Origin of the sequence: Bacillus sp. 3103sda1, assembly GCF_024159135.1 — a bacterium.
Lineage (GTDB): Bacteria > Bacillota > Bacilli > Bacillales > Bacillaceae_G > Bacillus_A > Bacillus_A rhizoplanae.
In genome coordinates this window covers 74,980-90,000 of sequence record NZ_JAMYWS010000001.1, presented here as the reverse complement: position 1 = coordinate 90,000, position 15,021 = coordinate 74,980, and the positions used below count along the sequence as shown (strand labels likewise).

10 protein-coding genes, 9 tRNA genes and 4 rRNA genes (1 of these 23 only partly in view) are annotated in these 15,021 nt (G+C 43.6%); all 23 read right to left on the bottom strand.

The features are described 5' to 3' along the window. Positions 1 to 410: ribosomal RNA gene (locus NKR74_RS00500) — 16S ribosomal RNA — on the bottom strand; it reaches 1,142 nt to the left of the window's first position. Positions 411 to 482: 72 nt separating this feature from the next. Then, positions 483 to 558, bottom strand: a tRNA-Ala gene (locus tag NKR74_RS00495). A gap of 15 nt (positions 559 to 573) precedes the next feature. Then, positions 574 to 647: transfer RNA gene (locus NKR74_RS00490), tRNA-Pro, on the bottom strand. Positions 648 to 654: 7 nt separating this feature from the next. Further along, positions 655 to 728: transfer RNA gene (locus NKR74_RS00485), tRNA-Arg, on the bottom strand. Between the two features lie 3 nt (positions 729 to 731). After that, positions 732 to 820 (bottom strand) — tRNA-Leu (locus tag NKR74_RS00480). A gap of 16 nt (positions 821 to 836) precedes the next feature. Further along, positions 837 to 911, bottom strand: a tRNA-Gly gene (locus NKR74_RS00475). A gap of 29 nt (positions 912 to 940) precedes the next feature. Further along, positions 941 to 1,021: transfer RNA gene (locus NKR74_RS00470), tRNA-Leu, on the bottom strand. Between the two features lie 17 nt (positions 1,022 to 1,038). Next, positions 1,039 to 1,114: transfer RNA gene (locus tag NKR74_RS00465), tRNA-Lys, on the bottom strand. 9 nt (positions 1,115 to 1,123) lie between these two features. Next, positions 1,124 to 1,199 (bottom strand) — tRNA-Thr (locus NKR74_RS00460). Between the two features lie 3 nt (positions 1,200 to 1,202). After that, positions 1,203 to 1,278, bottom strand: a tRNA-Val gene (locus NKR74_RS00455). Between the two features lie 4 nt (positions 1,279 to 1,282). Then, a 5S ribosomal RNA gene (rrf, locus tag NKR74_RS00450) occupies positions 1,283 to 1,398 on the bottom strand. A gap of 92 nt (positions 1,399 to 1,490) precedes the next feature. Beyond that, positions 1,491 to 4,412 (bottom strand): 23S ribosomal RNA (locus NKR74_RS00445). 137 nt (positions 4,413 to 4,549) lie between these two features. Then, positions 4,550 to 6,101: ribosomal RNA gene (locus NKR74_RS00440) — 16S ribosomal RNA — on the bottom strand. The 16S, 23S and 5S rRNA genes sit together here with 9 tRNA genes alongside, the layout of an rRNA operon. 293 nt (positions 6,102 to 6,394) lie before the next feature. Beyond that, positions 6,395 to 7,894: a lysine--tRNA ligase gene (gene lysS / locus NKR74_RS00435; RefSeq protein ID WP_253628351.1), complete on the bottom strand. Its 1,500-nt coding sequence runs from the start codon at positions 7,892 to 7,894 to the stop codon at positions 6,395 to 6,397. Positions 7,895 to 8,059: 165 nt separating this feature from the next. Then, entirely contained in the window at positions 8,060 to 9,058 is a 999-nt protein-coding gene (dusB, locus tag NKR74_RS00430; RefSeq protein WP_253628350.1) for a tRNA dihydrouridine synthase DusB, read from the bottom strand. 23 nt (positions 9,059 to 9,081) lie between these two features. Then, positions 9,082 to 9,285: a helix-turn-helix domain-containing protein gene (locus NKR74_RS00425; protein ID WP_098304942.1), complete on the bottom strand. Its 204-nt coding sequence runs from the start codon at positions 9,283 to 9,285 to the stop codon at positions 9,082 to 9,084. Continuing rightward, positions 9,237 to 9,752, bottom strand: coding sequence for a 2-amino-4-hydroxy-6-hydroxymethyldihydropteridine diphosphokinase (folK, locus tag NKR74_RS00420; protein ID WP_253628349.1), 516 nt, complete (start codon positions 9,750 to 9,752; stop codon positions 9,237 to 9,239). Before folK ends, NKR74_RS00425 begins: the two co-directional genes overlap by 49 nt. Beyond that, positions 9,749 to 10,111, bottom strand: coding sequence for a dihydroneopterin aldolase (folB, locus tag NKR74_RS00415; RefSeq protein ID WP_098304946.1), 363 nt, complete (start codon positions 10,109 to 10,111; stop codon positions 9,749 to 9,751). Before folB ends, folK begins: the two co-directional genes overlap by 4 nt. Before the next feature lie 5 nt (positions 10,112 to 10,116). After that, positions 10,117 to 10,941, bottom strand: coding sequence for a dihydropteroate synthase (folP, locus tag NKR74_RS00410; RefSeq protein WP_253628348.1), 825 nt, complete (start codon positions 10,939 to 10,941; stop codon positions 10,117 to 10,119). Between the two features lies 1 nt (position 10,942). After that, positions 10,943 to 11,815, bottom strand: coding sequence for an aminodeoxychorismate lyase (gene pabC / locus NKR74_RS00405; RefSeq protein WP_253628347.1), 873 nt, complete (start codon positions 11,813 to 11,815; stop codon positions 10,943 to 10,945). Beyond that, a complete protein-coding gene (gene pabA / locus NKR74_RS00400) occupies positions 11,809 to 12,396 on the bottom strand; it encodes an aminodeoxychorismate/anthranilate synthase component II (protein ID WP_253628346.1) in 588 nt (195 codons plus the stop codon). The genes pabC and pabA overlap by 7 nt, the downstream gene beginning before the upstream one ends. A gap of 5 nt (positions 12,397 to 12,401) precedes the next feature. After that, positions 12,402 to 13,799 (bottom strand): anthranilate synthase component I, encoded by a 1,398-nt coding sequence (trpE, locus tag NKR74_RS00395; RefSeq protein WP_098305030.1) that lies wholly within the window; start codon positions 13,797 to 13,799, stop codon positions 12,402 to 12,404. Positions 13,800 to 14,027: 228 nt separating this feature from the next. Further along, positions 14,028 to 14,951, bottom strand: a complete 924-nt coding sequence (gene cysK, locus NKR74_RS00390) for a cysteine synthase A (protein ID WP_253628345.1) — start codon at positions 14,949 to 14,951, stop codon at positions 14,028 to 14,030. Positions 14,952 to 15,021: the final 70 nt, after the last annotated feature.

Genomic DNA, 15,021 nt, shown 5'->3' with positions numbered 1-15,021 from the left:
CGGCGTTGCTCCGTCAGACTTTCGTCCATTGCGGAAGATTCCCTACTGCTGCCTCCCGTAGGAGTCTGGGCCGTGTCTCAGTCCCAGTGTGGCCGATCACCCTCTCAGGTCGGCTACGCATCGTCGCCTTGGTGAGCCGTTACCTCACCAACTAGCTAATGCGCCGCAGGTCCATCTATAAGTGACAGCCGAAGCCGCCTTTCAATTTCGCACCATGCGGTGCAAAATGTTATCCGGTATTAGCCCCGGTTTCCCGGAGTTATCCCAGTCTTATAGGCAGGTTACCTACGTGTTACTCACCCGTCCGCCGCTAACTTCTTAAGAGCAAGCTCTTAATTGGTTCGCTCGACTTGCATGTATTAGGCACGCCGCCAGCGTTCATCCTGAGCCAGGATCAAACTCTCCAATAAAGTGTTTGTCTAGCATCATAAATAAAAATTGACGTTTCACGTTGTTTGTTTCGTTCAGTTTTCAAAGAACTTTGGTGGAGCCTAGCGGGATCGAACCGCTGACCTCCTGCGTGCAAGGCAGGCGCTCTCCCAGCTGAGCTAAGGCCCCATTATTTTAAAACTATCGGGAAGACAGGATTCGAACCTGCGACCCCCTGGTCCCAAACCAGGTGCTCTACCAAGCTGAGCCACTTCCCGAAAAGAACGCGCCCGAGAGGACTCGAACCCCTAACCTTTTGATCCGTAGTCAAACGCTCTATCCAATTGAGCTACGGGCGCATATGGTGCCGAGGGCGGGGGTCGAACCCGCACGGTGGTCACCCACCGCAGGATTTTAAGTCCTGTGCGTCTGCCTGTTCCGCCACCCCGGCATGTCATATTGAAAATTGGAGCGGAAGACGGGATTCGAACCCGCGACCCCAACCTTGGCAAGGTTGTATTCTACCACTGAACTACTTCCGCAAGACATATATGACTTATTCAATTTAAAGTGCGGGTGAAGGGAGTCGAACCCCCACGCCAAAGGCGCCAGATCCTAAGTCTGGTGCGTCTGCCAATTCCGCCACACCCGCATACTATATTTTTAAAATGGTGAGCCATGAAGGACTCGAACCTTCGACCCTCTGATTAAAAGTCAGATGCTCTACCAACTGAGCTAATGGCTCTTACTAAAGTGGTGCCGGCTAGAGGACTTGAACCCCCAACCTACTGATTACAAGTCAGTTGCTCTACCAATTGAGCTAAGCCGGCATATGGTGGAGGATGACGGGATCGAACCGCCGACCCCCTGCTTGTAAGGCAGGTGCTCTCCCAGCTGAGCTAATCCTCCATTTGCCTGGCAACGTCCTACTCTCACAGGGACAAAGTCCCAACTACCATCGGCGCTAGAGAGCTTAACTTCCGTGTTCGGTATGGGAACGGGTGTGACCTCTCTGCCATCATTACCAGACTTTTATTATTATACACATTCTTTTCAGAATGTCAACAGGAATTTTTAAAAATATATTCCTTCAAAACTAGATAACATTTGCTTCATATTATATGGTTAAGTCCTCGATCTATTAGTATTCGTCAGCTCCACATGTCACCATGCTTCCACCTCGAACCTATCAACCTGATCATCTTTCAGGGATCTTACTAGCTTACGCTATGGGAAATCTCATCTTGAGGGGGGCTTCATGCTTAGATGCTTTCAGCACTTATCCCTTCCGCACATAGCTACCCAGCTATGCCCTTGGCAGAACAACTGGTACACCAGCGGTGCGTCCATCCCGGTCCTCTCGTACTAAGGACAGCTCCTCTCAAATTTCCTACGCCCACGACGGATAGGGACCGAACTGTCTCACGACGTTCTGAACCCAGCTCGCGTACCGCTTTAATGGGCGAACAGCCCAACCCTTGGGACCGACTACAGCCCCAGGATGCGATGAGCCGACATCGAGGTGCCAAACCTCCCCGTCGATGTGGACTCTTGGGGGAGATAAGCCTGTTATCCCCGGGGTAGCTTTTATCCGTTGAGCGATGGCCCTTCCATGCGGAACCACCGGATCACTAAGCCCGACTTTCGTCCCTGCTCGACTTGTAGGTCTCGCAGTCAAGCTCCCTTATGCCTTTGCACTCTACGAATGATTTCCAACCATTCTGAGGGAACCTTTGGGCGCCTCCGTTACTTTTTAGGAGGCGACCGCCCCAGTCAAACTGCCCACCTGACACTGTCTCCCGGGTCGATAAGACCCGTAGGTTAGAATTTCAATACAGCCAGGGCGGTATCCCACCAGCGCCTCCACCGAAGCTAGCGCTCCGGCTTCAAAGGCTCCCGCCTATCCTGTACAAGCTGTACCAAAATTCAATATCAGGCTACAGTAAAGCTCCACGGGGTCTTTCCGTCCTGTCGCGGGTAACCTGCATCTTCACAGGTACTATAATTTCACCGAGTCTCTGGTTGAGACAGTGCCCAAATCGTTACACCTTTCGTGCGGGTCGGAACTTACCCGACAAGGAATTTCGCTACCTTAGGACCGTTATAGTTACGGCCGCCGTTTACTGGGGCTTCAGTTCAGAGCTTCGCTTGCGCTAACCCCTCTCCTTAACCTTCCAGCACCGGGCAGGTGTCAGCCCCTATACTTCGCCTTACGGCTTCGCAGAGACCTGTGTTTTTGCTAAACAGTCGCTTGGGCCTATTCACTGCGGCTTTCCGTTAAGAAAGCACCCCTTCTCCCGAAGTTACGGGGTCATTTTGCCGAGTTCCTTAACCAGAGTTCTCTCGCACACCTTAGGATTCTCTCCTCGCCTACCTGTGTCGGTTTGCGGTACAGGCACCTTTTATCTCGCTAGAAGCTTTTCTTGGCAGCGGGGAATCAAAGACTTCGCTCCATAAGGAGCTTCCCCATCACAGCTCAGCCTTTGCGGTAAGCGGATTTGCCTACTTACCAGCCTAACTGCTTGGACGTGCACAACCAATCGCACGCTTCTTCTATCCTTCTGCGTCCCTCCATTGCTCAAACGATAAAGAGGTGGTACAGGAATATCAACCTGTTGTCCATCGCCTACGCCTGTCGGCCTCGGCTTAGGTCCTGACTAACCCTGAGCGGACGAGCCTTCCTCAGGAAACCTTAGGCATTCGGTGGACGGGATTCTCACCCGTCTTTCGCTACTCATACCGGCATTCTCACTTCTAAGCGCTCCACCAGTCCTTACGATCTGACTTCACAGCACTTAGAACGCTCCCCTACCACTGATACCATAGGTATCAATCCGCAGCTTCGGTGGTGTATTTAGCCCCGGTACATTTTCGGCGCAGAGTCACTCGACTAGTGAGCTATTACGCACTCTTTAAATGGTGGCTGCTTCTAAGCCAACATCCTAGTTGTCTAAGCAACTCCACATCCTTTTCCACTTAATACACACTTTGGGACCTTAGCTGGCGGTCTGGGCTGTTTCCCTTTTGACTACGGATCTTATCACTCGCAGTCTGACTCCCAAGGATAAGTCATTGGCATTCGGAGTTTGACTGAATTCGGTAATCCGATGAGGACCCCTAGTTCAATCAGTGCTCTACCTCCAAGACTCTCACACTTGAGGCTAGCCCTAAAGCTATTTCGGGGAGAACCAGCTATCTCCAGGTTCGATTGGAATTTCTCCGCTACCCACACCTCATCCCCGCACTTTTCAACGTGCGTGGGTTCGGGCCTCCATTCAGTGTTACCTGAACTTCACCCTGGACATGGGTAGATCACCTGGTTTCGGGTCTACGACCACGTACTAAACGCCCTATTCAGACTCGCTTTCGCTACGGCTCCGCCTCTTCAGCTTAACCTCGCACGGGATCGTAACTCGCCGGTTCATTCTACAAAAGGCACGCCATCACCCGTTAACGGGCTCTGACTATTTGTAGGCACACGGTTTCAGGATCTCTTTCACTCCCCTTCCGGGGTGCTTTTCACCTTTCCCTCACGGTACTGGTTCACTATCGATCACTAGGTAGTATTTAGCCTTGGGAGATGGTCCTCCCGGATTCCGACGGAATTTCACGTGTTCCGCCGTACTCAGGATACATTCAAGAGGGAACGAAGTTTCAACTACAGGGTTGTTACCTTCTATGACGAGCCTTTCCAGGCTGCTTCGTCTACCTCGTTCCTTTGTAACTCCGTATAGAATGTCCTACAACCCCAAGAGGCAAGCCTCTTGGTTTGGGCTAGATTCCGTTTCGCTCGCCGCTACTCAGGAAATCGCATTTGCTTTCTCTTCCTCCAGGTACTTAGATGTTTCAGTTCCCTGGGTCTGTCTTCTTTACCCTATGTATTCAGATAAAGATACCATACCATTACGTATGGTGGGTTTCCCCATTCGGAAATCTCCGGATCAAAGCTTACTTACAGCTCCCCGAAGCATATCGGTGTTAGTCCCGTCCTTCATCGACTCCTAGTGTCAAGGCATCCACCGTGCGCCCTTTCTAACTTAACCAAAATTAAAAAAATATGAGCTACACTGTTATCTAGTTTTCAAAGAACATATATTTTCGAGAGATAGTTCTCTCAAAACTGAACAAAACGAAACACGGAAACTTATATTGATGAACAGCGTTCATCAATTCTCCATAGAAAGGAGGTGATCCAGCCGCACCTTCCGATACGGCTACCTTGTTACGACTTCACCCCAATCATCTGTCCCACCTTAGGCGGCTGGCTCCAAAAAGGTTACCCCACCGACTTCGGGTGTTACAAACTCTCGTGGTGTGACGGGCGGTGTGTACAAGGCCCGGGAACGTATTCACCGCGGCATGCTGATCCGCGATTACTAGCGATTCCAGCTTCATGTAGGCGAGTTGCAGCCTACAATCCGAACTGAGAACGGTTTTATGAGATTAGCTCCACCTCGCGGTCTTGCGACTCTTTGTACCGTCCATTGTAGCACGTGTGTAGCCCAGGTCATAAGGGGCATGATGATTTGACGTCATCCCCACCTTCCTCCGGTTTGTCACCGGCAGTCACCTTAGAGTGCCCAACTTAATGATGGCAACTAAGATCAAGGGTTGCGCTCGTTGCGGGACTTAACCCAACATCTCACGACACGAGCTGACGACAACCATGCACCACCTGTCACTCTGCTCCCGAAGGAGAAGCCCTATCTCTAGGGTTGTCAGAGGATGTCAAGACCTGGTAAGGTTCTTCGCGTTGCTTCGAATTAAACCACATGCTCCACCGCTTGTGCGGGCCCCCGTCAATTCCTTTGAGTTTCAGCCTTGCGGCCGTACTCCCCAGGCGGAGTGCTTAATGCGTTAACTTCAGCACTAAAGGGCGGAAACCCTCTAACACTTAGCACTCATCGTTTACGGCGTGGACTACCAGGGTATCTAATCCTGTTTGCTCCCCACGCTTTCGCGCCTCAGTGTCAGTTGCAGACCAGAAAGTCGCCTTCGCCACTGGTGTTCCTCCATATCTCTACGCATTTCACCGCTACACATGGAATTCCACTTTCCTCTTCTGCACTCAAGTCTCCCAGTTTCCAATGACCCTCCACGGTTGAGCCGTGGGCTTTCACATCAGACTTAAGAAACCACCTGCGCGCGCTTTACGCCCAATAATTCCGGATAACGCTTGCCACCTACGTATTACCGCGGCTGCTGGCACGTAGTTAGCCGTGGCTTTCTGGTTAGGTACCGTCAAGGTGCCAGCTTATTCAACTAGCACTTGTTCTTCCCTAACAACAGAGCTTTACGACCCGAAGGCCTTCATCGCTCACGCGGCGTTGCTCCGTCAGACTTTCGTCCATTGCGGAAGATTCCCTACTGCTGCCTCCCGTAGGAGTCTGGGCCGTGTCTCAGTCCCAGTGTGGCCGATCACCCTCTCAGGTCGGCTACGCATCGTCGCCTTGGTGAGCCGTTACCTCACCAACTAGCTAATGCGCCGCAGGTCCATCTATAAGTGACAGCCGAAGCCGCCTTTCAATTTCGCACCATGCGGTGCAAAATGTTATCCGGTATTAGCCCCGGTTTCCCGGAGTTATCCCAGTCTTATAGGCAGGTTACCTACGTGTTACTCACCCGTCCGCCGCTAACTTCTTAAGAGCAAGCTCTTAATTGGTTCGCTCGACTTGCATGTATTAGGCACGCCGCCAGCGTTCATCCTGAGCCAGGATCAAACTCTCCAATAAAGTGTTTGTCTAGCATCATAAATAAAAATTGACGTTTCACGTTGTTTGTTTCGTTCAGTTTTCAAAGAACTTATCTGCCGCTCGAAGCGACTTTAATAATATAACATTTCGTTTCTTTTCTGTCAACAACTTTTTTCTTTCGAAGTTGTTTTCCTTGTTGCCGTTCGTGACAACGAATATAAATATATCAGTTCACAAATTAAATTGCAATAGTTTTTTTAATAAAATTTTTCACCTTATAAAATAATATAAAAATACAATAAAAAGAAAAGCTTTGGAGAAAACTCCAAAGCTTAGTCTTGTTTATGTCTCATTGCCGGGAATAGTAATACATCACGAATAGAAGGTGAATTTGTTAATAACATAACAAGACGATCAATACCGATCCCTAACCCACCTGTAGGAGGCATACCATACTCAAGCGCTTCAATATAATCATCATCCATCATGTGCGCTTCATCATTACCTTGTTCACGCTCTTTTAACTGCGCTTCGAAGCGTTCTTTTTGATCAATTGGATCATTTAACTCTGTAAATGCATTCGCATGTTCACGAGCGACAATAAATAACTCGAAACGATCTGTAAAGCGCGGATCTTCTTCATTCTTTTTCGCAAGAGGAGAAATCTCCACTGGATGACCATAAATAAATGTAGGTTGAATTAAATGTTCTTCTACTTTTTGCTCGAAGAACTCATTAATAATATGACCAACTTCCATTGTATCCTTAATTTCTACATCATGCTCTTTCGCTAATGCACGAGCTTCTTCTACGCCCATTGGGCTCCAGAAATCTGCTCCAGAATATTGTTTGATTGCATCTACCATGTGTAGTCTTGTCCACTCTGGCTCTAAATTAATTTCATATTCACCATATTGAACTGTCGTTGTACCTAAAACTTCTTTCGCAATATGAGCAACCATGTTTTCTGTTAGTTTCATGATATCCTTATAATCCGCATATGCTTCATATAATTCAATCATTGTAAATTCTGGATTATGACGAGTTGATACACCTTCGTTACGGAATACACGCCCAATTTCATACACTTTCTCTAATCCACCCACAATTAGACGTTTTAAATGCAGCTCAATTGCAATACGCATATAGAATTCCATATCTAACGCATTGTGATGTGTAATAAACGGACGCGCAGATGCTCCGCCTGCAATAGCATGCAACATCGGTGTTTCTACTTCAAGATAACCATTGTTATCTAAATATCTTCTCATCTCACGAATAATTTTACTGCGAGTTACAAACGTTTCGCGACTTTCCATACTCGTAATTAAATCTAAATAACGTTGACGATAGCGCTGTTCAACATCTTTTAGGCCATGATATTTGTCAGGAAGCGGACGAAGAGATTTTGTTAATAATGTAAAGCTAGTCACTTTAATTGAAAGTTCTCCAACTTTTGTCTTAAATACTTTACCTTCAATCCCTACTAAGTCACCTAAATCTGCCGCATTAAATAGTTCGTACTGCTCATCACCAACCGCATCTTTACGAACGTAAATTTGAACTTGTCCATGTAAATCTTGAATATGTGCAAAACCAGCTTTTCCTTTACCGCGTTTTGTCATAATACGACCAGCTATAGAAACAGGAATTTCTTTCTCTTCTAATTCTTCTTTAGAAAGTTCTCCGTACAAGCTGAATAATTCTTTTGTTGAATGTGTACGTTCAAAACGTTTACCAAATGGGTCCATTCCTTGTTCTCGTAAGTTATGTAGCTTCTCGCGACGAACGAGCAATTGATCATTTAATTCTTCGTGGTTCATGTTATCCATGGTATTGATATCACTCCAGCTCTATTAAATTTTACAATATATATAGTATAGCATTTTCTATCCAACTAGAAAAACTGCCAGCAACGCGCTGGCAGTTCTTATTTCTTAGACGTAATTATAGGTAGTAAGAACAGGAATGTCAAACACCCCTTCTATTTCCTTCTATTATCCAACTTGAATAGATTTTTGTTTCGCTTCTACCTCTTCTACAAATGTTGTCAATAAAGAAGCAAGATCTGCACGTGTATTACAACTATTAATTCCATTACGCACTCTTGCATTACCGCGAACACTCTTTAAATACCATGCAGCATGTTTGCGCATTTCTCGAACTGCAATGTCTTCATTCTTTAGATCAATAAGACGATCTAAATGCAACATACATACATCAATCTTTTCACGCACAGATGGCTCCGGCATTAATTCACCAGTTTCTAAATATTTTACTGTACGGTAAATCATCCACGGATTACCAAGCGCTGCACGGCCAATCATTACACCATCTACGCCAACTTCATCTAACATGTGCTTTGCATCTTGCGGCGTTTCTACATCACCATTTCCGATAACCGGAATATTGACAGCTTGTTTTACTTGCTTAATGATATTCCAGTCTGCTTTCCCTTCATACATTTGAACACGAGTACGTCCGTGAACTGCAACCGCCTGACCTCCCGCACGTTCAACTGCCTGAGCATTTTCAATTGCAAAAATGTGGTCTTCATCCCAACCGATACGCATTTTTACTGTAACTGGCTTCTCGACCGCATCTACCACCGCGGCTACCATTTCGTACACCTTGTTCGGATCAAGCAACCACTTTGCACCTGCATCACATTTTGTGATTTTCGGTACTGGGCATCCCATATTAATATCAATAATGTCTGCTGTTGTATTTTTATCTACATATTTTGCCGCTTCTACAAGCGTTTCTTTTTCCCCACCAAAAATTTGCAGACTTAATGGCTTCTCTCTCTCATCAATATATAACATGTCTAGCGTTTTTTGATTGTTAAATAAAATCGCCTTATCACTTACCATTTCCGCACATACTAATCCTGCACCAAATTCTTTTACCGTTAAACGGAATGCAGAGTTACATACTCCTGCCATTGGCGCTAGTACAACCGGATTTTTCATTTCAATGTTTGCAATCTTTAACACTCGATTACCTTCCTTCGTTATTCCTACTTCGGCATTAATTCTTCTATTGAAACTTTTAATGTCTTCGCAACTTCTATAACAAAATCGTGAGACGGAACTCGATTCCCTCTCTCCACTTCACCTAAAACAGATACAGATACCCCTAATTCTTTCGCAAACCCTTCTTGTGTATAGCCTTTTAATTTGCGAAAAGCGCGAATGCGTCTTCCCCATTTCTCTGCTTCCATACCGTTACTCCCTCTCGCCTTTTCATTTCTTCTACTTGTGAACGTGAAATGTTTCGGTTAATTTCTTGATTAATTTCCATCAACGGAACGATAACAAAAGCTCTTTCAAACATCCGCGGATGCGGAACAATAAGATTCTCTGCTTCAATATTTTCGTGATTATAGAGCAAAATGTCAAGGTCAATGGTACGAGGCCCCCATTTGATTTTCCTTTTTCTTCCTAGCTCATTCTCCACTTTTTGTGTCACCATTAATAATTCTTGAGGAAATAAATTGGTAGAAATTTTTATAACTAAGTTTAAAAATTGCTCTTGATCTGTATATCCAACTGGATCCGTTTCATAAACAGATGATACATCCTCAACCTCAATAGCCGGATGCTTACGCAACAATTCTATCGCTTGTGATAAATACGTATAGCGATCATCCATATTCGAACCCAAAGCAATATAAACTACATTATTCATGAGCGCCCTCTCTCAATCTCAACCGCCACCGCACGGTAATGTCCCGGAATTGGCGGATCTGGTTTAATAACTTTTACAATACAATTCATAATGCAATCGTACCGCCCTAATATATCCCTTGCAATATTTTCTGCAATACTTTCCAAAAGCTTATATGTTTTCTCTTCTACAACACTTCTACATAACTCGTATAATTCTCCATAATTTACAGAGTGCTCTAAGTTATCAGTTGTTCCCGCTCGCTTTAAATCTAACTCTACAGTTAAATCCACCTTAAATCGCTGCCCTAACTTATTTTCTTCAGGAAATACACCATGATAACCGTAGAACTCCATATCATGAACAAAAATTTTATCCAAATCTTTTACCCCCTTAACATAGCATCCATCATCTTCGCCATGCGGGACATCTCTTTCACATCATGCACGCGTACGATTTCACAACCTTTTTGAATACCAAGACAAACCGTCGCACCAGTCCCTTCTAAGCGTTCTTCTACCGGCAAATCTAATGCATGGCCAATAAACGATTTTCGAGAAGTTGCGAGAAGGAGCGGATACCCCAAAACTTTCAACTGTTCTAGATTTCGCATTACTTCTAAATTTTGCTCAAACGTTTTCGCAAACCCAATACCCGGATCTAAAATAATATTCTCATCGCGCACACCTGCATGTTTCGCAATTGTAATACTTTCATACAGATCAGCAATCATATCCGCCATGAGATTTCGGTAGTTTGTATTATCACGATTATGCATCAGAATAATTGGCACGTCGTAATGTGCTGCTACTTTTGCAATTTCCGGTTCTGCTTTCGCACCCCAAATATCATTAATAATATGTGCTCCGGCTTCAATAGCTTGTTTTGCAACCTCCGCTTTGTACGTATCAATAGATATAGGTATATCTACCGCTTCCGATACAGCTCGAATCATTGGTAAAACACGTCGCAATTCTTCTTCCTCTGACACTTTAGCAAAACCAGGACGAGTAGACTCTCCGCCAATATCAATAATATGCGCTCCGTCAATTACCATCTCTTTTGCATGACGGACAGCTGCTTCCACCTCATTGTAATTACCACCATCAGAGAAAGAGTCAGGCGTAACATTCAAAATCCCCATAATGAATGTCTTTTCATTTAAATTCAAGGCATATTCACCACACTGTATCTCATAACTCCATTGCATATTAGCCCTCTCCTCTTAACAATTCATTTCGACTCCATAGCTTTTCACGGTATGTTTCATATACACGTATAAGCTGATTTGTAACAAATCCTTCTTTACCTGGAAAATGCACTTCTCCGATGCAACAAAGCGGCACAATTTCCTGAATGGAATTCGTAACAAACACCTCATCAGCCGCAAACAGCTCTTCTTTTAAAAATAACCCTTCTCTCACCTCAAGCCCTAACATTTCAGCGGCTACCAATATAAAAGCACGAGTAATCCCATTTAAAATTCCAGTCTGTAATGACGGTGTATGCAATATGCCATTTTTCACGAAAAAAATGTTCGAAACAATCCCTTCCGCAACATACCCTTCTTTCGTAAGAAAAATTCCTTCTTTCGTAGTTGTATTCCCAATCTCACGTTTTCCTAAAATATTATTTAAATAATGATGTGACTTTAAACGAAACTCTCCCTCTGGCGTATTACGGGTTTGCCTTAAAACCACTCCTTCTTTTTCAATTACATCTTCAGGAGCTTGTAAAGGCTTTATAAAAATAATAATAGAAGGCTCTTCGTAAATCTCCGTCTGCAAACCGATTTCACCAACACCAGCAGACACATTCAAACGAACATACGCATTTTGCAAATGATTCCTTACCATTAACTCTTTTAAAATGCTTTTCACATCATCTTTTGTCATTTCCCATGCAATATGCAGCGACGAAAGAGCGGTAATAAGCCGCTCATAATGATCATCTAATAAGAACGGATGTCCGTTGTAAATACGAAACGTCTCAAACACACCAAGACCATATAAATATCCGTGATCATACGGAGATATTTTAGCTTCACTCGCCTCTACAAATGAACCATTCACATAAATTAGCATGTAGAAGCACTCCGGCTATAATGACGAATGAAATTTTGCAGCAATTCCTTACCATGGGAAGTCATAATGGATTCCGGATGGAACTGCACACCTTCAATTGGTAATGTTTTATGACGAAGCGCCATAATTTCTCCTTCCTCTGTCCAAGACGTTACTTCCAAGCACTCTGGTAATGTTTCTTTTTTGACAATTAGAGAATGGTAACGCGTCGCTGTAAACGGATTTGGAATATCAGTAAAAATCGTTTTCTCATTGTGATGCATCAAGGACGTTTTCCCATGCATTAAACGATCGGCACGAACAACATCTCCCCCAAATACTTGAGCAATCGATTGATGCCCTAAACAAACACCAAAAATCGGGATTTCTCCTGCGAAATGTCGAATTACATCCATACTCACCCCGGCTTCATTCGGGCTGCACGGCCCCGGAGAAATCATTAAGAAATCGGGCTGCATTTGTTCAATATCGTCAATTGTAATTTCATCATTACGCTTGACGATAAGTTCTTGTCCTAACTCTCCAAGAAATTGTACTAAATTAAACGTAAAGGAATCATAATTATCAATCATTAATATCATTTCGCTCACCTAACCGTTTCTTCGCTACTTTCTTTCGCACTCCATAAAGCTATTGCTTTCTTTAACGACTCTTTATACTCATTTTTCGGATTAGAATCAATAACAATTCCCGCACCTGCTTGTACATACGCTTGTCCATCTTTTGCAAGTAATGTGCGAATAACAATGTTTAATTCCATATCCCCCGAATAACCAATCCACCCAATCGAACCTGTATAAATACCACGGCGAACCGGTTCTAACTCTTCAATAATTTCCATCGTACGAATTTTCGGCGCCCCGGTAATCGTCCCACCTGGAAATACAGCCTTTACACCATCAAAAGCATCTTTTCCTTGCTGTAATTCTCCGCGTACATTTGAAACGATGTGCATAACATGGGAATATTTCTCAATCACCATGAATTCATCTACTTCTACCGTTCCATACTCACAAACACGCCCTAAATCATTTCGCTCTAAATCAACAAGCATAACGTGTTCTGCACGCTCTTTTTCATTTTCAATTAACTCTTTTGCAAGTTCTTGATCTTCTTGCTCATCTTTCCCACGAGAGCGCGTACCCGCAATTGGACGCGTACTCATTTCATTTCCTTGCTTTTTAATCAACAACTCTGGTGAAGCACTTACAATTTGGAAATCTCCAAGTTCTAAATACCCCATGTATGGTGATGGATTAATTTCACGAAGCTTCGTATAAACTTCCAGCGGATGCGTTTGCAATGTTTTTTCTTGTCTTGTAGACAAGTTCACTTGAAACACATCTCCCGCTCCAATATACTCTTGAATTCTTTGAACAGCTTCCATAAACTCTTTTTCTGTAAATGAAACTGCTTCTTTATTTGTTTCAGGACGAGTAAACGACATCGTCACTTCTGGCACTTCTTGTAACCAAAGCCCTTTTAATTCATTCAGATGTTGTTCAGCTTGTTTCTTATCATTTGTATAATGGGTAATAATCCATAACATTTGTTCTTTCTGATCATAAACAAACACATCATCAAACAATAAGAAAAATATATCCGGTACATTCACATCATCTTTTGCAAGAGAAGGAATTTTCTCAATATAGCGGATGCAATCATAACTAAAATAACCAATCGCACCACCTTGAAATGGCGGATACGCATCATTATGTTCCGTTTTCCATTGTTCCATATATCTTTGCATAAGGTGCAATGGATTCCCCTTTTCTATTGTTTCCTCTCCACTTTCCCATATATATAATGTGTCATCTTTCCCACGAACGATTGCTACAGGATCAAATCCAGCAATACTATAACGCCCTCCACGACCACTTTCTAAAATGATATGATGAGGTTTATTTTGTGAAAGAAATTTATATTGTTTAAAAAAGTCTAACCGATACGGAACTGAAATAGCTAAAGATTTTCGTCGCTGCATATAAACACCTCGTTTTATTTTATCCCGCATTAACAGGCAGTAAGACCCCCACCTCAAGATTCAGAGACAAGCGAAAAAGATAGGCGGGGGATAACTGTCCGTAAAAGCCCATTTAGTTTAACTAATACTTATTTTACATGAAGTTTTCTAGTCATTCACTCTTTTCCTATTTTCAAACGAAAAAAGAAAAGCATCCCTTTTTCGAGGAATGCTTTTCATACATTAAGCTTATGATTCAAATTGATAAAGCGGTGTACTTAAGTAACGCTCACCATTACTTGGAATGATAACAAGTACTTTCTTTCCTTTTCCAAGTTTTTTTGCAACTTCTGTCGCTGCATAAATAACCGCTCCAGAAGAGATACCTACTAAAATACCTTCTTCGCGAGCTACTCTTCTTGCATATTCAAATGCTTGTTCTGTTTTTACCTGAATCACTTCATCATACACATCTGTATCTAACGTTCCAGGAACAAATCCAGCACCGATACCTTGAATTTTATGAGGACCCGGTTTTCCACCTGATAGTACCGGAGAATCAGCAGGCTCTACTGCATAAATTTTGATATCTTTATACCTCTCTTTTAACACTTCACCAGCACCCGTAATCGTTCCGCCTGTACCAACTCCTGAAATGAATGCATCTAATTGATCACCCATTTGTTCAACAATTTCCGGACCTGTAGTTAAACGATGAATTTCTGGATTTGCATCGTTTTGAAACTGTTGAGGTATAAAGTAGCCATGTTCTTTTGATAACTCTGTTGCCTTGCGAATTGCACCGCCCATTCCTTCCGATCCTGGCGTTAACACTAATTCTGCTCCATAAGCACGCAATAAATTACGACGTTCAACACTCATCGTTTCCGGCATAACCAGAATTGCCTTATATCCTTTGGCCGCCGCTACCATCGCTAAACCAATCCCAGTGTTTCCACTTGTCGGTTCAATAATTGTATCGCCTTCTTTTAATAGCCCTTTTTTCTCAGCATCTTCAATCATCGCTAATGCAATTCGATCTTTTACACTGCTTCCAGGATTCATGAACTCTAGTTTTAAATAAATCTCTGCACTACCTTCTTCTACGATGCGGTTCAATTTAACAATTGGCGTTTTTCCGATTAAATCTGAAACTGATTGTGCCACTCGCATCTCCGTCACTCCCAACACCAAGTATTTTTATTGGATTTATATACATATTGTCAAAGAAAAGGTTATTTGT